Source organism: Pseudomonas sp. N2-3-1-14, from assembly GCF_041228395.1.
Classification (GTDB): domain Bacteria; phylum Pseudomonadota; class Gammaproteobacteria; order Pseudomonadales; family Pseudomonadaceae; genus Aquipseudomonas.
Genome location: NZ_CP166199.1, coordinates 2,007,883 through 2,027,256 on the forward strand (window position 1 = coordinate 2,007,883; position 19,374 = coordinate 2,027,256).

A 19,374-nucleotide genomic window follows, 5' to 3' on the forward strand; every position below is an offset into this window, starting at 1 on the left:
GATGAACCTCAGCGCGCCGTTTATCCATCGCCCGATTGCCACCACGCTGCTGGCGGCCGGGCTGGCGTTGTTTGGTGTGCTGGCCTTCAACCTGTTGCCGGTGGCGCCGTTGCCGGAAGTGGATTTCCCCACCATCAGCGTCAGCGCCTCATTACCTGGCGCCGACCCGACCACCGTCGCCAGCTCCGTGGCCACGCCGCTGGAGCGCCAGTTCGGGCAGATCGCCGGGGTCACGCAAATGACCTCCGCCAGCAGCCTCGGCTCGACGCGCATCACTATGCAGTTTGATCTGAGCCGCGACATCGACGGCGCCGCGCGGGATGTGCAGGCGGCGATCAACGCCGCGCGCAGTAACTTGCCCAGCGACTTGTCCGGCAACCCGACCTACCGCAAGGTCAACCCGGCCGATTCGCCGATACTGATCATCAGCCTGACCTCCGACAGCGCCACGCCGGGGCAGATGTATGACGCCGCCTCGACGGTACTCGAACAACGCCTGTTGCAGACCACTGGCGTCGGCGACGTCACGGTGGGCGGCGGCGCATTGCCGGCGGTGCGCATTGAGCTGAACCCGGACCGGCTCAACCAGTACGGCGTGAGCCTGGAGCAGGTGCGCCAGGTCATCGGCGCCTCCAACGCCAACTTGCCCAAGGGCAATGTGGCGGTGGGCGATCGCTCGTATGGCATTGGCGCTAATGACCAGTTGCTCGACAGCAACGATTACGGGCCGCTGGTGGTCAAGGCCAAAAACGGCGACCTGATCCACATTGCCGACCTCGGTTATGTGCGCGAAGACGTGCAGGACCTGCGCAACTTCGGCCTGTCCAACGGCAAGCCGGCGGTGCTGCTGGTGGTGTTCAAGCAACCGGGCGCCAACGTGATCGACACGGTGGACGCGGTGAAAGCGTCGCTGCCGTTTTTGCAAAGCTCGATCCCGGCGTCGATCAAGCTCAACCTGTTGATGGACCGCACCACCACTATTCGCGCGTCGTTGCATGACGTGGAAGTGACGTTGCTGGCCTCGATCCTGCTGGTGACGCTGGTGACCTTCGGCTTCTTCCGCGACTGGCGCAGCACCCTGGTGCCGGCCGTGGTGGTGCCGCTGTCGTTGCTTGGCACCTTTGGCGCGATGTACTTCCTCGGCTACAGCCTGAATAACCTGTCGTTGATGGCGCTGACCATTTCCACCGGCTTTGTGGTCGACGATGCGATCGTGGTGGTGGAAAACATCATGCGTCACCTGGAGCGCGGCAAGACGCGGGTGGAAGCCGCGCTGGCCGGGGCGCAGGAAGTCGGTTTTACGGTGCTGACCATCAGCGTGTCGCTGGTGGCGGTGTTTATTCCGTTGCTGCTGATGGGCGGGATTGTCGGGCGGCTGTTTCGCGAGTTCTCGGTGTCGCTGTCGGTGGCCATCGTCATCTCGATGGTGATTTCGCTGACGGTGACGCCGATGCTTGCCAGCGTGTTGTTGCGCGCACCCAAGGAAATCCGCGAAGGCAACGAGCACCCGGACTCACGCTTTCACCGCTTCTACGACCGCACGCTGGGCTGGGTGATCGAGCACTCGATCCTGATGGGCGTGGTGACGGTGCTGGTGATCGTGCTCGCGGGCGTGCTGTACGTGCTGGTGCCCAAGGGCTTCTTTCCCCAGGAAGACACCGGCCGCCTGCAGGGCAGCATCATCGCGGCGCAGAGTATTTCCTACGGGGCGATGCAAAAGGACTTCACCCAGATCAACCACAAGGTCATGCAAAACCCCAATGTGGAAACTGCTGCCGGGTTTGTCGGCGGCGGTGGCGGTGGCGGCGGGGCGGTCAACAGTGCGCAGCTGTTTGTGCTGCTCAAGCCGATTGATCAGCGAAAGGACAGTGCTGTCGATGTGATCGGCCAGATCCGCCGCAGCCTCGGCGATCTGCCTGGCACCAAGCTGTTTTTGCAGGCCGCCCAGGACATCACCGTGGGCGGCCGACAAAGCGGCGCGCAGTACCAATACACGCTGACTGCCGACGACCAGCAATCCCTGGATGAATGGGTGCCCAAGGTGGTGGAAGTGCTGCATAAGTTGCCGCAACTCACCGACTTGAACACCGACCAGCAAGACAACAGTCTATTGGCCAATGTGAGCATCAACCGCGACACCGCCGCGCGGCTCGGCGTGGGCATGTCGGCGGTGGACCAGACGCTGTACGACGCGTTCGGCCAGCGTCAGGTCTCGACCCTTTACCGCGCCGCCAACCAGTACCACGTGGTGATGGAAATCGCCCCGCAGTACTGGACTGACCCTCAAGCGCTCAAGGGGATTTACGTGCCCGCCGGCAACACCGCAGTGGCGGCCAAAGGCACCACCGTCGCGCCGAACCTGACCACGCCCACGACGTTGGTGCCGCTGTCCGCGCTGGCCGATAACAGCATTTCGCGCACGGCGATTTCGATCAGCCACCAAGGCACTTTTCCGGCCGTGACCGTCTCGTTCAACCTCGCCCCCGGCACCTCGATCGGCCAGGCCACCGCGCTGGTGGAGGACGCGGTAAAACAGCTGCGCATGCCGGCCAGCGTCACCGGCCAGTTTGCCGGCACGGCCCAGGTGTTCCAGTCGTCGGTGGCCAGCGAGCCGCTGCTGATCGTCGCCGCGTTGCTCTCGGTGTACATCGTGCTGGGCATCTTGTATGAAAACCTGATGCACCCGCTGACTATCCTTTCCACCTTGCCCTCGGCGGGCGTCGGCGCGTTGATCGCCTTGCTGCTGACCGGCACCGAACTGTCGATCATCGCGCTGGTGGGCGTGATCCTGTTGATCGGCATCGTGAAGAAGAACGCAATCATGATGATCGACTTCGCGATCACCGAACGGCGGGAGTTCGGCCTCACGGCCAAGGAAGCGATCCGGCGCGCCTGCCTGATCCGCTTCCGGCCGATCATGATGACAACGCTGGCGGCGATTCTCGGCGCGCTGCCGCTGGTGCTCGGCTCAGGTTATGGCTCGGAACTGCGCCGGCCGTTGGGGATTTCGATTATTGGTGGGCTGTTGTTCAGCCAGGTGCTGACGCTCTACACCACTCCGGTGATTTACCTCTGGCTCGACCGGGCGTCTCAGCGCCTGGGGCGGCACAAGGAAGCAAGGTCATGAAACTCAGATATAGCGTGCTGTTGGCCAGCCTGGTGCTGGGGGGCTGCATGGTCGGGCCGGACTACCAGAAGCCGGCGATGGAACTGCCACAGTCGTTCAAGGAGGGCGCGCAGTGGCAGCGCGCGGTCTCCAACCCTCAAGGGGCGTTGGACAGCCAGTGGTGGCTGGCCTATCAGGACCCGGTGCTCAATGACTTGGTGGCGCGTTCGGCCAAGGCCAACCAGTCGATCATTGCGGCTGAGGCAGCGTATCGGTTGGCCCAGGCGCAGGTGGCATCGAGCCGCGCCGGGTTGTGGCCGACGGTGGGCGTGGGCTTGTCCGGTTCGCGCGGCGAGGGCGGCGACGGCAGCACGTCCAGCACCACCACGGCATCGACCGGGGTGAAGAACAGTGTCAGCGCCACGTTGACCGCGAGCTGGGAGCCGGACTTGTGGGGTGAAGTGCGCCGGGGCATCGAATCGAGCCAGGCCACAGCCCAGCAATCGGATGCGTTGCTGGCCGGTGTGCGGTTGTCGATCAGTTCCAGCGTGGCGAGCAATTACCTGGCGTTGCGGCAGATGGATATCGATGTGCGCCTGTTGCAACAGCAGCAGACCATCAATCAGCAATTGCTCGACATGATCCAGGCGCAGTTCACCCAGGGCGTGGCCACTAATGACCAGTTGCTGGTGGCTCAGGATCAATTGACCACCTCGATAGCCGACTTGCAGACCTCGCTGCGTGATCGCGAGCAGTACGAGCATGCCTTGGCGGTACTGGTGGGCGTGGCGCCGAGTGAGTTCAGCATTGCGCCACGGACTGATTTTGCATTCGTGGTGCCACGGCCACCGTTGACCTTGGCCTCGACCTTGTTGCAGCGCCGGCCTGATGTGGTTGCGGCCGAGCGCTCGGCGGCGGCGGCGAATGCCAAGATCGGCGTGGCTGAGGCGGCGTTCTTTCCCACGCTGGACCTGACTGCTCAGCTGGGGTATCGCGGCAGTGCCTTGGGTGGGTTGTTCTCCCTGCCCAACCGCATCTGGACGTTGGGCCCGGCGTTGGCGGAGACGATTTTTGATGGCGGCGCGCGCGAGGCGGCGGTCAAGCAGGCTGAGGCGAGTTATGACCAGATTGCAGCGAATTACCGGGGCACGGTGTTGAGTGCCTTGCAGAATGTCGAGGACAATTTGTCGGCGATCAATCATCTGCAAACTCAGGCGGATGCCTTCCAGCAGGTGTACCAGCGCAATCAGCAGTTGTTCGGCAGTCAGCAAGCGCAGTTGCGTGCGGGCACTGTCAGTCGGGAGACGGTGTTGACCCAACAACTGGTGTTGCTGCAAGCGGAGCAGAATTTGCGTGATACGCAGGGGCAGTTGAGCCAGGGCAGTGTGGCGCTGATCCAGAGCCTGGGCGGTGGTTGGCAGGCGCCCTGATGAGTTGATTCACCGCAATCAAACTGTGGGAGCTGGCTTGCCTGCGATAGCGACCTCCGAGCTGCCCATTATCTTGCTGACCCAGCACAATTGAACTGTGGGAGCGGGCTTGCTCGCGAAGGCGGCGTGCCGGTTGGCAGGGATGTCTAGTCGGAGTACATATCCATTCCTTCGGTAACGGGCACTTAGGGTTCCGCTCTTACAGCGGCTCACTTTTGGAAGGACCGGAATGCCGGCCCAGCAAAAAGTAAGCAAAAAGTCCTCGCCCCACCACTCGGCACCTCGCCTAGGCTCGGAGTGCGGCCAGCGTGGTTGACGGGGCGACTCAGATCAAGATCAAGATCAACAGCCAGATCAACAGCAATCCTTCACGCAGCGGAAACCTATATTCCCTCACGGTCGCCGCGTTATATTCGCGGCACTTTACTTACAGGATGACCGCGTCATGGCAGGAAGCAGCTTACTGGTACTGATCGACGACATCGCCGCCGTCCTCGACGATGTGGCGTTGATGACCAAAATGGCCGCCAAGAAGACTGCCGGGGTGCTCGGCGATGACTTGGCGTTGAATGCCCAGCAGGTTTCCGGGGTGCGGGCCGAGCGGGAGATCCCGGTGGTGTGGGCGGTGGCCAAGGGCTCGTTTCTCAACAAGTTGATTCTGGTGCCTGCGGCGTTGTTGATCAGCGCGTTTGCGCCGTGGGCGGTCACGCCGTTGTTGATGCTGGGCGGGGCTTATCTGTGTTTCGAGGGCTTTGAAAAGCTCGCGCATAGCTTCATACACAAGCGCACTGAGGAGCAGGCGCACTTGGTCGAAGCGGTGGCGGACCCGGCGACTGACTTGGTTGCGTTTGAGAAGGACAAGATCAAGGGCGCGGTCCGTACCGACTTCATTCTGTCGGCGGAAATCATCGCCATCACCCTCGGCACGGTCGCCGATGCGCCGCTGATGCAGCAGGTAATCGTGCTGTCGGGCATCGCCATTGTCATGACCATCGGCGTTTACGGCCTGGTCGCCGGTATCGTCAAGCTCGATGACCTCGGTCTGTGGCTGACCCAAAAGCCCGGCCAGGCCGCGCGCAGCATCGGCGGGGCGATTCTGCGTGCCGCGCCTTACATGATGAAAAGCCTGTCGGTGATCGGCACGGCGGCGATGTTCATGGTCGGTGGCGGGATTCTCACCCACGGCGTGCCGGTAGTGCATCACTGGATTGAGACGGTGAGCCAGAGCGTCGGCGCCATGGCGTGGCTGATGCCGACGCTGCTCAATGCGGTGGCCGGGATTATTGCGGGGGCGGTAGCGTTGGTGGTGGTTCAAATCTTCGAGAAAATTTGGCACGCAGTAAGACATTGACAGGTGTTTGCCAGGGCGTGTGAGTCAGTCTAGTCGCAGCGCTTTAGGCTTTTCCCTACAGAGGACCAATTCAATCCTTCCTAAGATCTGCGGCTCTGTTTGGCCTATCCAGGCGTTTTACAGAGTCTGTTAATCAGGGAGTTTTAAATGAATTGGTATCTGGACGCACTGAAGAAATCATTTGTATTCGAGGGGCGGTCGAGCAGGAGAGCTTTCTGGTATTTTCAGTTGGTTGATAAGGTAATTGAAGGGGCATACATAGCTATTTGCTGGTGGTTTTTTGAAGATTGGATAAAAACTACCTTGGGTATTGGCTTGGGTTATTTGCTGCTGACGCTGCCTGCCAGGGTCACTCTGTTATGCCGAAGGCTCACCGATAACGGCATCAGCCAGGTCAACTCGTTCTGGACGTTGTTGCCTTTTGTCGGGTCGCTCTTCTGGGTTGGTTTTGGGTTATGGCCGGGCGCTAAAGAACAATCTGCCAGTCGCTCTGTGGATACGTCACGTACTGCTGAGTGATGTTGGAGCACAAACAAAAAAGCCACTCATTTAGGTGAGTGGCTTTTTCGTATCTGCAGGGCGTTTACTCGGCAATCTGCAACTTGCGCGATTCGGTGTAGATGTAGCGCACCTTTTCATACTCGAACGGCGAGTTCATCTGACCGTAGCGGAAGCTGGTCTGGTAGCGCTTGTCGACGGCGCGCAGGGCCCAGATTTCCGGGTGGTTTTCGCTGACCTTGGACACGTTGAGGAAGTTGATCTCGGTTTCCGCGCCGTAGTCGACGATCAGGCCGGTGGTGTCGCGCAGGTTCGACGGGCCGAAGATCGGCAGCACCAGGTAGGCGCCGCCAGGCACGCCGTAGAAGCCCAAGGTTTGACCGAAGTCTTCGCTCTGACGCGGCAGGCCCATGGCGGTGGCTGGGTCCCACAGGCCGGCGACGCCAATGGTGGTGTTGAGCAGCAGGCGCCCGGTGGTTTCCAGGGAGCGATGGCCCTTGAGCTGCAGCAGGCTGTTCAACAGGTTGGGCACATCGCCCAGGTTGTTGAAGAAGTTGCTCACGCCGGTGCGCAGGAAGCTCGGGGTGACATAGCGGTAGCCGTCAACCACCGGCAGGAACACCCACTGGTCGAAGCGATAGTTGAAGTGGTACACGCGGCGGTTCCACGACTCCAGCGGGTCGTACACGTTGAGCGCGGTCAGCGATGAACGCTCGAACTCGCGCTGGTCCAGGCCCGGGTTGAACTTGAGCTTGGTCAGCGGCTCTTTGAAGCCATCAGCGTCGACCTTGACCGGTTCATGCGCCTTGCTGTTGTCGGCATTGGCGACGCCCGCGCACATCAGGGCGGCGAGCAGCAGAAGATATTTAGCCACGGAAGAACTCCAGCATGGCGTCGGCGTTGACGCGGTAATTGAGGTTGCCGCAGTGGCCGCCCAGCGGGTAGACGGTCAAGCGATCGCCGAAGGTTTTACGCAGGAAACCGAGGTCGCCAGGGCCGAGGATCACGTCGTCGGCGTTGTGCATCACCGCGATTTTCGGGCTGCTGTGCAGGTAGTCCTTGAGCGCGTACAGGCTCACCTGATCAACCAGTTGCAGCAGGCTGCCGCCGTCGGAACGCGCGCGCCACATGGGGATCACTTGTTCGGTGAGGTAGCAGTCGAAGTCGCATTGCAGCGCACGCTTGAGGAACGGCGTGAGGCTGGTGCCTTCGGTGATCGGGTATTTAGGCGGAATGATCAGACCGCGGCGGTTGATCAGGTCCGAGGTAAAGGCAATGTCGGCCGCCGAGAAGCGGAACGAGGTGCCGATCAGCATCGCCATTTGTTCGTTGGTCAGGTGCTGCTTGGAGTTCTGGAAGTCGTAGAGCAGGGCGTCATTGAGGTCGATGTAGCCCTTTTGCTGGAAGTAGCGGGTCAGCTTGCTCAGCACCAGCTCATAGAAGGTGGTGGTGTTGTTGATGCCTTTGACCTCGGTCTGTACCAGCTTGTCGAGGTTGGTGATCGAGGTGTAGAGGTTGACCGGCGGGTTGAGCAGCAGCACCTTTTTGAAGTTGAAGCTGCGACGGGTCTCGTCGAGCTTGCTGACAAACGCCGCATCCAGGGCACCGAGGCTGTAGCCGGTGAGGTAGAAGTCGGTCACCGGCAGCGAGGCGTTCTGCGCGCGCACGGCTTGCATCACGCGGTACATGTCCTCGGCGTCTTCCTGGGTGATCCCCGGGGTGGCGAAGCGCGAAGCGGCGCTGATGAAATCGAAGCTGGTTGGCGACGACAGCTGCACCACGTGGTAGCCGGCCTGGTAATAGAGTTTTTTCAGGTATTCGTTGATGCTGCTGTCAAACCGCGCGCCGGTGCCCGCGATCAGGAAGATCAGCGGCGCGGCGTGGTCTTGTTTGGCGATGCGATAGGTGAGTTTCTTCACCGCCCAGAAGTTGTCCGGCAGGCTGAACTCGCGCTCGGGGCGCATGTTCAGCGTGTAGTCGGACTGGTTGATCTCGTCGTCGGTCGGCAATTTAGGCCGAAGGTCAGGCGGGGTGGTCGCAATGGTCGCTTCGAACGGGTTGGTCAAAGGGTAGCCATAGCTGGCTTGGTCGATGTCGACGGCCAGTGCTGACGCACTCAAAAATAGGCTGCCCAGCAAGGCAGCACAGCGCAAGGAACGGAGCATGACTTAATCCCTAAGAGGAAACGTGCTGAATGAAGTTCGCAGGCTATGACCACCGCGTTGCCACCGAAGTGCCAGCTCTCGGCACTAAAAGTCGGAAAAAAGCCACGGAATCGGGGTAATAGTAGCCAGAAGATACACTTTGCGAGGCATGGATGAATACTTATCTGTGCACACCGCTTGCTAACGGCCGCCGTGGGATTAAGCTGAGCGCCGTTTTTGTCTATCGGAGTGCCCCATGTCCCGTCGTTTGCCGCTGATCCTGCTGCTTATTGCCTTGCCTTTATGGCTGGCCGCCAGTTATGGCGCACGTTACGGTTTTATGGAGGATGGCCAGTGGGTCGGCATCTGCGCCGATGAGGCCAGCCGTTGGGAATGCCAGTTGCGTTCGAACCTGGGGTTGATGATTCACTTCAAGGTCTTGGGCTGGGCGGCGTTGGTTACATCGGTGCTGGGATTTTTTGTGCCGGGCCGTGCCGGATGGGGCCTGGCTGTGTTGGGGATGGTGTTCGGCTTGCCGGCGCTGGCGTTGTACAACACCACGTTTGCGGTGTTTGCGGTGGTGATTGCAGGGTTGCGGTTGGTCAGGAAGCCGCGGGCTGCCTGACAGGGTCTCTTCGCGAGCAAGCCCGCTCCCACATTTTGACCGCGTGAATCCGGCCTTAATGTGGGAGCGGGCTTGCCTGCGATGGCGCTCTTAGGCCTTGCGCACGCGCAAGCAACGCCACAAGGCTACAACCATCAGCACACTCACGATTACCCAACCCCACGCCTGCTGGTTCTGCAACCCTTCGCGATACAGCTGTGGCGCAATGCCTGCGCCGATGATGAAGGCCAGCAGCGCAATCTCCCGACGCGGGCCGGTTACCGGACGAACCAGGTAAACCAGCGCCGGCAACACCAGCGCCGCACTCGGGAAGCTGCGATAACGCGGGTCAAACACCAGCGCGAGCATCATTACCGCACCGGCAAACCCGGCGATTGCCACCAGCCAGCCCGCGCGTTGCTCCAGCCAGTTAAAGGCCCGCTCACGCCAACCGTCGCGCGCGCTCAGGGCCAGGGCGGCGTGGGCCAGCACCAGCAGGTTCAACACCACCAGCAAGCCTGCCCACACCCATTCATCGTTGAAGCGCGCAGTAACGCGGGTCAGCTCGGCCCAGGTGCCGATGGAACAGGCCGCTACGGCACCGAGCAATGGCAGCATGAGTGCTGCGCGCGTGCTGCGAACGCGCCCGCCAAGTACCAAGGTGCCCAGCAGGATAATCCCGCCCACGCTCAGCCACAGCGGCCAGTACGGCACATTGCTGACCGGCCCGGCGAGGATGCCCTTGTCCTGGCGATCAGCATCAAACAGCCCCCAGTAACCCCCGACCGCGCCTTCGCTGGCGCGTTTCCATGGCTGGTCAAAGGCTTCGATCAGGTTGTAATGCCAGCCATTGGCCTCGGCCATGGCGACAAAGCCGCGCATGAACTTGGCCTCATTGACCCGGCTCGGCACGGCGGTGTCGCGTTGGCGGCCTTCGCTGGGCCAGCCGGTCTCGCCGATCAGCACATCCTTGGGAGCGAACGTGTTGCCGAAAGTCTGACGTACATCACCCACGTGCTTGAGCGCCTGGTCGATGCCCGACGGGTCATCTTCCCAGTACGGCAGCAGGTGAATGGTCAGGAAGTCCACCGCCGGAGCGATTTCCGGGTGCTTGAGCCAGAACTCCCACACGTCGGCATAAGTCACCGGCTGCTTGATCTGGCTTTTGACCTTATGGATCAGCGTCACCAACTGCTTGGCGGTGACTTCCTTGCGCAGCAGCGCTTCGTTGCCGACGATCACCGAGGTGACCACGTCAGGGTTGGCGTTGGCCGCAGCGATCAACTCGGCGACTTCTTTTTCGGTGGCAACCGGGTCACTGCTGACCCAGGCGCCGGCCATCAACTTCAACCCATGCTTGCGCGCCAGGTCCGGCAAGGCTTCCAGGCCGGTCATGGAGTAGGTGCGAATGCATTCAAAGCGGGTGGCCAGCAGGGCCAGGTCGGCGTCCATGCGCTCGGGGCGCAGCTTGAAGGGCTGGTCGAACGGCGACTGGTCCTTGTCGAACGGCGTGTACGAGGCGCATTGCATTTTGTGGCTGGCGCTGGCCACGTCCGGCAACACCACGGGCCGGCCGAGGCCGTACCAATAGCCGACAAGGGCAAGTACGCCGAGGATCAGGGCGAAAATATAGGGCAGGGCAGGGAAGCGGGCAGTCGCGGGCATGGTCGGCTTATCTGGGGAGCAAAGGCGCGCATCTTACCCGGATTTAGCCCTTCCCAGTGGGGCCGCATAATTTAGACATGCAAAGTTCGGGCGGGATTTTGCTGCGATGTCCTACAAATCGTCCTGCTGGCGATGTGATGTCGTTTCTTGCTTACCTGAGGTCGCAGTCAGAGCAGGTCCAAGGTCCCGGCAGGTTGATGATCGAAGTGTCAGCACTCCACTGATGTCTGGGCCGCCGGATCGATGCGCGTGAAGGGGGCGCGGTGCACCACATAACAACAGGTTGACGTCGCTCGGCATCCGCCGGGCGCAGCACTTTCGGGGAAGTACTATGAAGATGCGACGACTCTTGGGCGCAGCTGCCACTCTGGTAGTTGCGATGAGCTCCACACTGGCCAGCGCCGACAGCAAAACCCTGAGCATCGGTTACGTAGATGGCTGGTCTGACAGCGTTGCCACCACCCACGTGGCGGCAGAAGTGATCAAGGAAAAGCTCGGTTATGACGTGAAACTGCAGGCCGTCGCTACCGGGATCATGTGGCAGGGCGTGGCCACCGGCAAGCTCGACGCCATGCTCTCCGCCTGGCTGCCCGTGACCCACGGTGAATACTGGGCCAAGAACAAGGACAAGGTGGTCGACTACGGCCCCAACTTCAAGGATGCAAAAATTGGCCTGATCGTGCCGGAGTACGTCAAGGCCAAATCGATTGAAGACCTCAAGACCGACACCACCTTCAAGAACAAGATTGTCGGCATCGACGCCGGTTCAGGCGTGATGCTCAAGACCGACGAAGCGATCAAGGCCTATGGCCTGGACTACAAGCTGCAAGCCAGCTCGGGCGCCGCGATGATCGCCGAACTGACCCGTGCCGAAGACAAACAGGAGTCCATTGCGGTCACCGGTTGGGTGCCACACTGGATGTTCGCCAAGTGGAAACTGCGTTTCCTGGACGATCCAAAAGGAATTTATGGGGCTGCTGAAACCGTCAACAGCATCGGCAGCAAGGGCCTGGAGAAGAAAGCGCCGGAAGTCGCCGCCTTCCTGAAGAAATTCCAGTGGGCCTCCAAGGACGAAATCGGCGAAGTCATGCTCGCAATCCAGGAAGGCGCCAAGCCTGATGCCGCGGCCAAGGATTGGGTCGCCAAACACCCTGAGCGTGTGGCCGAGTGGACTGCCAAATAAAGCACTAACTCTTTAGAAGCCCCACCACAACCTAATGTGGGAGCGGGCTTGCCCGCGAAGGCGGTGTGTCAGTCAGCCCATCTATTGACTGATGCACCGCCTTCGCGAGCAAGCCCGCTCCCACATTTTTTTGCCTGCATTCAGGCTGTTGTTTATTTGTTGGCTTAAAAACTTGCGAAGTTGCTATCTCGTTCTACTACTAAGGTCGTCTGGAACCTGATCCGCAGCCGCATACAGTGGATATGTTCCAAAATAATAAAAAGCTGTGCTGCGAGGATAAAAACAATGAACGACAGCATTTACCTCTCGATTCAAAACAGCCCGCGTTTCAAGGAGCTGGTGAGAAAAAGGGAAAGGTTCGCCTGGATTCTCTCGGCGATCATGCTAGGGCTTTACTCCGCTTTCATCCTGTTGATTGCCTACGGGCCACAAGTGCTGGGCGCCAAGCTCAGCCCCGGTTCCTCGATTACCTGGGGAATCCCGATCGGGGTCGGGCTGATTGTGTCGGCCTTCATTCTTACCGGCATCTACGTGCGACGCGCCAACGGCGAATTCGACGACCTGAACAATGCGATTCTCAAGGAGGCTGCGCAATGATCCGGCGTCTATTGGCTGTATGTGGCGCTTCGATCTTCGCGCCCGCCGTTTGGGCGGCGGATGCCTTGACCGGTGAAGTGCACAAGCAACCGCTGAATATCGCCGCGATCCTGATGTTCGTGGCGTTTGTCGGTGCAACCCTGTGCATCACCTACTGGGCGTCCAAGCGCAACAAATCGGCGGCTGACTACTATGCCGCCGGCGGCAAAATTACCGGCTTCCAGAACGGCCTGGCGATTGCTGGCGACTATATGTCGGCGGCGTCCTTCCTGGGCATTTCCGCGCTGGTGTTCACCTCCGTTACGACGGCCTGATCTATTCGATCGGCTTCCTGGTGGGCTGGCCGATCATCCTGTTCCTGATCGCCGAACGCCTGCGTAACCTGGGCAAGTACACCTTTGCCGACGTGGCGTCCTATCGCCTCGGCAAACCCAGATCCGCAGCCTGTCGGCCTGTGGCTCGCTGGTGGTGGTGGCGTTCTACCTGATCGCGCAGATGGTCGGCGCGGGCAAGCTGATCCAACTGTTGTTCGGCCTGGATTACCACGTTGCGGTGATTCTGGTGGGCATCCTGATGTGCCTGTATGTGTTGTTCGGCGGCATGCTGGCGACCACCTGGGTACAGATCATCAAGGCTGTGCTGTTGCTGTCCGGTGCCTCGTTCATGGCGCTGATGGTGATGAAGCACGTCAACTTCGACTTCAACACGCTGTTTGCCGAGGCGATCAAGGTTCACCCTAAAGGTGAAGCGATCATGAGCCCGGGCGGCCTGGTGAAAGACCCGATCTCGGCGTTCTCCCTGGGGCTGGCGCTGATGTTCGGTACTGCTGGCCTGCCGCACATCCTGATGCGCTTCTTCACCGTAAGTGACGCCAAGGAAGCGCGTAAGAGCGTGCTGTATGCCACCGGCTTCATCGGTTACTTCTACATCCTGACCTTTATCATCGGCTTTGGCGCGATCCTGCTGGTCAGCACCAACCCGGCGTTCAAGGATGCGGCAGGCGCCTTGCTCGGCGGCAACAACATGGCGGCGGTGCACCTGGCCAACGCGGTGGGCGGCAGTATTTTCCTGGGCTTCATCTCGGCCGTGGCGTTTGCCACCATTCTGGCAGTGGTTGCCGGCCTGACCCTGGCGGGTGCTTCGGCGGTGTCCCATGACCTGTATGCCAGCGTGATCAAGAAAGGCAAGGCCAACGAGAAGGATGAGATTCGCGTGTCGAAGATCACCACCATCGCCCTGGCGGTGCTGGCAATCGGCTTGGGTATCCTGTTCGAAAGCCAGAACATTGCGTTCATGGTCGGCCTGGCGTTCTCCATTGCCGCCAGCTGTAACTTCCCGGTGCTGCTGCTTTCCATGTACTGGAAAAACCTCACCACCCGTGGCGCGATGATTGGCGGCTGGCTGGGCTTGATCAGTGCCGTTGGCCTGATGATCCTCGGACCGACCATCTGGGTGTCGATCCTGCACCACGAGAAAGCCATCTTCCCGTACGAATACCCGGCGCTGTTCTCGATGATCATTGCGTTCATCGGCATCTGGTTCTTCTCCATCACCGACAAGTCGGCGGCGGCAGAGAAAGAGCGTGCGCTGTACTTCCCGCAGTTTGTGCGCTCACAAACGGGCCTGGGGGCGAGTGGGGCGGTTAACCACTAAGTGTCGTAACGGTTACAAAAAAAGCCCCGGTCGCGAGATCGGGGCTTTTTTTTGCTTTTATTGGTCACGAATACGACAAAACTGTTTCTTAAATCCTGCATCAATAAAAGTGGTTTTTCAGCGGGTGAGGGGGTGGAAGTGATTGGTGTTGGCGCGTGTTCGGCAGAAACAAATAAGGCCTCCAGAGGAGGCCTTATTCGGTGCAACTAAGCGGTTGGCTTACTTGCGGTCTTCCAGCTTGGTGATGTCACGCGACTCGTAGCCGGTGTACAGCTGGCGCGGGCGGCCAATCTTGTACGGGCTGGAGAGCATTTCTTTCCAGTGGGAGATCCAGCCCACGGTCCGCGCCAGGGCGAAGATCACGGTGAACATGCTGGTTGGAATGCCGATCGCCTTGAGGATGATCCCCGAGTAGAAGTCGACGTTCGGGTACAGCGAGCGCTCGATGAAGTACGGATCGGTCAGCGCGATCTCTTCCAGGCGCATGGCCAGTTCGAGTTGCGGATCGTTCTTGATGCCCAGTTCCTTCAACACTTCGTCGCAGGTCTGCTTCATCACGGTGGCGCGCGGGTCACGGTTCTTGTAGACGCGGTGACCGAAGCCCATCAGCTTGAACGGATCGTTCTTGTCCTTGGCCTTGGCGATGAACTTGTCGATGTTTGAGACATCGCCGATTTCATCGAGCATGGTCAATACGGCTTCGTTCGCACCGCCGTGGGCAGGGCCCCACAGTGCGGCGATACCGGCGGCGATACAGGCGAACGGGTTGGCACCCGAAGAGCCTGCCAGGCGTACGGTCGAGGTGGAGGCGTTCTGCTCGTGGTCGGCGTGGAGGATGAAGATCCGGTCCATGGCCTTGGCGAGCGTCGGGCTGATCGGTTTGATCTCGCACGGGGTGTTGAACATCATGTGCAGGAAGTTTTCCGCGTACGTCAGGTCGTTGCGCGGGTACATCATGGGTTGCCCCATGGAGTACTTGTAAACCATTGCGGCCAGGGTTGGCATCTTGGCAACCAGGCGGATCGCGGAGATTTCGCGATGCTGCGGGTTATTGATGTCCAGGGAGTCGTGATAGAAGGCCGACAGGGCGCCAACCACGCCGCACATCACGGCCATCGGGTGGGCGTCGCGACGGAAGCCGTTGAAGAAGGTCTTCAACTGTTCGTGAACCATGGTGTGGTTCTTCACGGTGCTGACGAACTGGGCTTTTTGCTCGGCTGTTGGCAATTCGCCATTTAGTAGCAGGTAGCAGGTTTCGAGGTAGTCCGATTGCTCGGCCAGCTGCTCGATCGGGTAGCCCCGGTGCAGCAGAATGCCATTGTCGCCGTCGATATAGGTGATCTTCGACTCGCAAGAGGCGGTCGACATGAAGCCTGGGTCGAAAGTGAAACGGCCCGTGGCCGTCAGGCCCCGTACGTCGATAACATCGGGACCAACGGTGCCGGTTAAAATGGGCAGCTCGACGGGGGCTGCGCCCTCGATGATCAACTGCGCTTTTTTGTCAGCCATGTGGCCTCCTATTTATGCTTCAAATCATCAGACAGACCCCCCACGCAGGGCCCGCACCACTATAGTGAGATAAATTCAGATGTCAATTTGCCTAAAGTCTTGCTCCAGAAGGCTTTAACCGTACTTTTTCGTCGAAATTGACTGCCATTTACGCCTTTTATCCCGCCAGCGCAATCAGCTATTAGGGTGAGGAGCGCGCGTTGTCATTAGTAACCTAACTGTCTATACTCGGCCACCGACCGCCAAGGGCTTTTGGGCTTGCTTTCATTGGGGGTCGCACTCCCTGGGTGGTGCTTACCTGACCAGTCGCACTCCCCAACAACTTTGCCCTGATTGTTAGGGGCTCTTCAGTGTGAAAAAAAGCCGTGAATAGCCAACGACCTGTAAACCTAGACCTAAGGACCATCAAACTCCCCATCACCGGCGTTACGTCGTTCCTGCACCGTGTTTCCGGCATCATCCTGTTCCTGGGCTTGGGCATCATGCTTTATGCATTGAGCAAATCCCTGGGTTCCGAGGAAGGTTTTGCCGAGGTGAAGGCATGCTTGACCAGCCCGCTGGCCAAGTTCGTAGCATGGGGCCTCCTGTCCGCTCTGCTTTATCATCTGGTAGCCGGCGTGCGCCACTTGATCATGGATATGGGCATCGGTGAGACGCTGGAAGGCGGCCGCCTGGGCTCGAAAATCATCATCGCCATTTCCGTGGTGCTGATCGTTCTGGCAGGAGTTTGGATATGGTAACCAGCGTTACGAACCTTTCGCGTTCGGGCCTCTATGACTGGATGGCACAGCGTGTGTCTGCGGTCGTTCTCGCGGCTTATTTCATTTTCCTGATCGGATACCTCGTCGCAAACCCGGGCATCGGCTATGAGCAATGGCACGGCCTGTTTTCCCACAATGCGATGCGAATCTTCAGTCTGCTGGCACTTGTAGCTCTGGGCGCTCACGCCTGGGTCGGCATGTGGACCATCGCGACTGACTACCTGACGCCAATGGCGCTGGGCAAGTCCGCGACTGCAGTCCGTTTCCTCTTCCAGGCAGTATGCGGCGTCGCGATGTTCGCTTACTTCGTCTGGGGTGTGCAGATTCTTTGGGGTATCTGATTCATGGCTAACATTCCAACTATTTCCTTCGACGCCATCATTATTGGTGGCGGCGGTGCTGGCATGCGCGCAGCGCTGCAGCTGGCCCAGGGCGGTCACAAGACTGCCGTGATCACCAAAGTGTTCCCAACGCGTTCCCACACCGTATCGGCCCAGGGTGGCATCACCTGCGCCATCGCGTCCGCCGACCCGAACGATGACTGGCGCTGGCACATGTACGACACCGTCAAGGGTTCCGATTACATCGGTGACCAGGACGCTATCGAATACATGTGTCAGGAAGGTCCGGCCGCCGTGTTCGAGCTGGACCACATGGGTCTGCCGTTCTCGCGTACCGAGCAGGGTCGTATCTACCAGCGTCCATTCGGCGGCCAGTCGAAGGATTACGGTAAAGGCGGCCAGGCTGCCCGTACGTGCGCCGCTTCCGACCGTACCGGTCACGCGCTGCTGCACACCCTGTATCAGGGCAACCTGAAAGCCGGCACCACGTTCCTGAACGAATACTACGCGGTTGACCTGGTGAAAAACGCTGACGGCGCATTCGTCGGCGTGATCGCCATCTGCATCGAAACCGGTGAAACCTCCTACATCCGCGCCAAGGCTACCGTTCTGGCGACTGGCGGTGCAGGCCGTATCTACGCATCGACCACCAATGCCCTGATCAACACCGGTGACGGCGTCGGCATGGCACTGCGTGCAGGCGTACCGGTGCAAGACATCGAAATGTGGCAGTTCCACCCAACCGGCATTGCCGGCGCCGGCGTACTGGTAACCGAAGGTTGCCGTGGTGAAGGTGGCTACCTGATCAACAAGAACGGCGAGCGCTTCATGGAGCGTTATGCTCCGAACGCGAAAGACCTTGCCGGTCGTGACGTTGTAGCCCGTTCGATGGTCAAGGAAATCATTGCCGGTAACGGCTGTGGCCCTAATGGCGACCACGTACTGCTCAAGCTCGATCACCTGGGCGAAGAAGTACTGCACAGCCGCCTGCCGGGTATCTGTGAGCTGTCCAAGACCTTTGCTCACGTTGACCCGGTGGTTGCTCCGGTTCCGGTTGTTCCGACTTGCCACTACATGATGGGCGGCGTGCCGACCAACATTCATGGTCAGGCGATCACTCAGAACGCCGACGGCGTGGACGAGATCATTCACGGCCTGTTCGCGGTAGGCGAAGTGGCGTGCGTATCGGTTCACGGCGCCAACCGCCTGGGCGGCAACTCGCTGCTCGACCTAGTGGTATTCGGTCGCGCTGCCGGCCTGCACCTCGAGAAGGCACTGTCCGACGGCATCGAATACGATGACGCGACCGACGCCAACATCGAAACTGCCCTGGCGCGCCTGAACGCTCTGAACGAGCGTACCGATGGCGAAGATGTGGCAACCCTGCGTCGCGAGCTGCAAAACTGCATGCAAAACTACTTCGGTGTATTCCGTACCGGCGAATACATGCAGAAGGGTATTGCCCAGCTGGCCGATCTGCGCAAGCGCATCGCCAACGTCAAGATCAACGATAAGAGCCAGGCGTTCAACACCGCTCGTATCGAAGCCCTTGAGCTGCAAAACCTGTTGGAAGTGGCTGAAGCGACTGCGATCGCCGCCGAGGTTCGTAAAGAATCCCGTGGTGCTCACGCTCGTGAAGACTTTGAAGACCGCGACGACGAGAACTGGTTGTGCCACACCCTGTACTTCCCGGGTGACAAGCGCGTGACCAAGCGTGCCGTGAACTTCTCGCCGAAGACGGTTCCGACGTTTGAACCGAAGATTCGGACTTACTAAGGGTGGCTGCCATGTTGAAAGTCAGTGTTTATCGCTACAACCCTGATCAGGACGCTGCGCCGTTCATGCAGGAATTCCAGGTTGATACCGGTGGTAAAGACCTGATGGTGCTGGACGTGCTGGCCCTGATCAAAGAGCAGGACGAGGGTTTCTCCTATCGTCGCTCTTGCCGTGAAGGTGTGTGCGGTTCCGACGGCATGAACATCAACGGCAAAAACGGCCTGGCGTGCATCACGCCGCTGTCTGCCGTGGTTAAAGGCAACAAGCTGATCGTTCGTCCTCTGCCAGGTCTGCCGGTTATCCGTGACCTAGTCGTCGATATGAGCATCTTCTACAAGCAATACGAGAAAGTTAAGCCGTTCCTGCAGAACGACACGCCGGCTCCGGCCATCGAGCGTCTGCAGTCCCCGGAAGAGCGTGAAAAGCTCGACGGTCTGTACGAGTGCATCCTGTGCGCTTGCTGCTCGACTTCGTGCCCGTCCTTCTGGTGGAACCCGGACAAGTTCCTGGGTCCAGCTGCACTGCTGCAAGCGTATCGCTTCCTAGCAGACAGCCGTGACACCAAGACGTCCGAGCGTCTGGCTTCACTGGATGACCCGTTCAGCGTATTCCGCTGCCGCGGGATCATGAACTGCGTCAACGTATGTCCCAAAGGCCTGAACCCGACTAAGGCCATTGGTCACATCCGTAACATGCTGCTGCAAAGCGGCGTGTAACCGACGTTGTAATAAAGCAGGACCGTTGTGCCCGTAAATG

Annotated in this window: 15 protein-coding genes and 1 pseudogene; 12 read left to right on the plus strand and 4 right to left on the minus strand. The window is 59.8% G+C overall.

Annotated elements, in window-relative coordinates:
• Window position 1 precedes the first annotated feature (1 nt).
• From AB5I78_RS09370 to AB5I78_RS09385, 4 genes are all read left to right on the plus strand, one after another.
• Window positions 2–3,127 carry an efflux RND transporter permease subunit gene (locus tag AB5I78_RS09370; protein ID WP_369300485.1) on the plus strand — a complete coding sequence of 1,042 codons (3,126 nt, stop codon included), beginning with the start codon at window positions 2–4 and terminating at the stop codon, window positions 3,125–3,127.
• Window positions 3,124–4,536: an efflux transporter outer membrane subunit gene (locus AB5I78_RS09375; RefSeq protein WP_369300484.1), complete on the plus strand. Its 1,413-nt coding sequence runs from the start codon at window positions 3,124–3,126 to the stop codon at window positions 4,534–4,536. The genes AB5I78_RS09370 and AB5I78_RS09375 overlap by 4 nt, the downstream gene beginning before the upstream one ends.
• A gap of 445 nt (window positions 4,537–4,981) precedes the next feature.
• Entirely contained in the window at window positions 4,982–5,887 is a 906-nt protein-coding gene (locus AB5I78_RS09380; protein WP_369300483.1) for a DUF808 domain-containing protein, read from the plus strand.
• Window positions 5,888–6,034: 147 nt separating this feature from the next.
• Window positions 6,035–6,406, plus strand: a complete 372-nt coding sequence (locus AB5I78_RS09385) for a DUF805 domain-containing protein (protein WP_353188882.1) — start codon at window positions 6,035–6,037, stop codon at window positions 6,404–6,406.
• Between the two features lie 64 nt (window positions 6,407–6,470).
• On the opposite strand, the gene AB5I78_RS09390 is transcribed toward AB5I78_RS09385, so the two are convergent.
• Window positions 6,471–7,259, minus strand: coding sequence for a VacJ family lipoprotein (locus AB5I78_RS09390; RefSeq protein ID WP_145164999.1), 789 nt, complete (start codon window positions 7,257–7,259; stop codon window positions 6,471–6,473).
• Window positions 7,252–8,550 (minus strand): serine/threonine protein kinase, encoded by a 1,299-nt coding sequence (locus AB5I78_RS09395; protein WP_106576749.1) that lies wholly within the window; start codon window positions 8,548–8,550, stop codon window positions 7,252–7,254. Before AB5I78_RS09395 ends, AB5I78_RS09390 begins: the two co-directional genes overlap by 8 nt.
• A gap of 235 nt (window positions 8,551–8,785) precedes the next feature.
• Here AB5I78_RS09395 and AB5I78_RS09400 point away from each other — a divergent pair, with 235 nt between their 5' ends.
• The gene (locus AB5I78_RS09400; RefSeq protein ID WP_106576748.1) at window positions 8,786–9,154 is read left to right on the plus strand and encodes a hypothetical protein; all 369 of its coding nucleotides are present in this window, start codon (window positions 8,786–8,788) and stop codon (window positions 9,152–9,154) included.
• Between the two features lie 90 nt (window positions 9,155–9,244).
• Here AB5I78_RS09400 and AB5I78_RS09405 read toward each other — a convergent pair whose 3' ends face one another.
• The gene (locus AB5I78_RS09405; protein ID WP_369300481.1) at window positions 9,245–10,798 is read right to left on the minus strand and encodes a beta (1-6) glucans synthase; all 1,554 of its coding nucleotides are present in this window, start codon (window positions 10,796–10,798) and stop codon (window positions 9,245–9,247) included.
• A 331-nt stretch (window positions 10,799–11,129) separates the two neighbouring features.
• On the opposite strand from AB5I78_RS09405, the gene AB5I78_RS09410 reads away from it, so the two are divergent.
• The 3 genes and pseudogenes from AB5I78_RS09410 (at window position 11,130) to AB5I78_RS09420 (ending at window position 14,231) form a co-directional block, all read left to right on the plus strand.
• Window positions 11,130–11,981 (plus strand): glycine betaine ABC transporter substrate-binding protein, encoded by an 852-nt coding sequence (locus tag AB5I78_RS09410; RefSeq protein ID WP_145164995.1) that lies wholly within the window; start codon window positions 11,130–11,132, stop codon window positions 11,979–11,981.
• Window positions 11,982–12,266: 285 nt separating this feature from the next.
• Window positions 12,267–12,578: a DUF485 domain-containing protein gene (locus AB5I78_RS09415; RefSeq protein WP_106576745.1), complete on the plus strand. Its 312-nt coding sequence runs from the start codon at window positions 12,267–12,269 to the stop codon at window positions 12,576–12,578.
• A pseudogene (locus tag AB5I78_RS09420) lies at window positions 12,575–14,231 on the plus strand (cation acetate symporter). Before AB5I78_RS09415 ends, AB5I78_RS09420 begins: the two are co-directional and overlap by 4 nt.
• Window positions 14,232–14,450: 219 nt before the next feature.
• Here AB5I78_RS09420 and gltA read toward each other — a convergent pair.
• On the minus strand, window positions 14,451–15,740 hold the full coding sequence (gene gltA / locus AB5I78_RS09425; RefSeq protein ID WP_078047629.1) for a citrate synthase: 1,290 nt from the start codon (window positions 15,738–15,740) through the stop codon (window positions 14,451–14,453).
• A 365-nt stretch (window positions 15,741–16,105) separates the two neighbouring features.
• On the opposite strand from gltA, the gene sdhC reads away from it, so the two are divergent.
• From sdhC to AB5I78_RS09445, 4 genes are read left to right on the plus strand one after another with little or no spacing between them, the layout of a single operon-like run.
• Window positions 16,106–16,480: a succinate dehydrogenase, cytochrome b556 subunit gene (gene sdhC, locus AB5I78_RS09430; RefSeq protein WP_106576743.1), complete on the plus strand. Its 375-nt coding sequence runs from the start codon at window positions 16,106–16,108 to the stop codon at window positions 16,478–16,480.
• Complete coding sequence (gene sdhD, locus AB5I78_RS09435) at window positions 16,474–16,842, plus strand: succinate dehydrogenase, hydrophobic membrane anchor protein (protein WP_003172805.1); 369 nt, start codon at window positions 16,474–16,476, stop codon at window positions 16,840–16,842. Before sdhC ends, sdhD begins: the two co-directional genes overlap by 7 nt.
• A 3-nt stretch (window positions 16,843–16,845) precedes the next feature.
• A complete protein-coding gene (gene sdhA / locus AB5I78_RS09440; RefSeq protein WP_145164991.1) occupies window positions 16,846–18,618 on the plus strand; it encodes a succinate dehydrogenase flavoprotein subunit in 1,773 nt (590 codons plus the stop codon).
• Between the two features lie 11 nt (window positions 18,619–18,629).
• Window positions 18,630–19,334 (plus strand): succinate dehydrogenase iron-sulfur subunit, encoded by a 705-nt coding sequence (locus AB5I78_RS09445; protein WP_003172807.1) that lies wholly within the window; start codon window positions 18,630–18,632, stop codon window positions 19,332–19,334.
• Window positions 19,335–19,374: the final 40 nt, after the last annotated feature.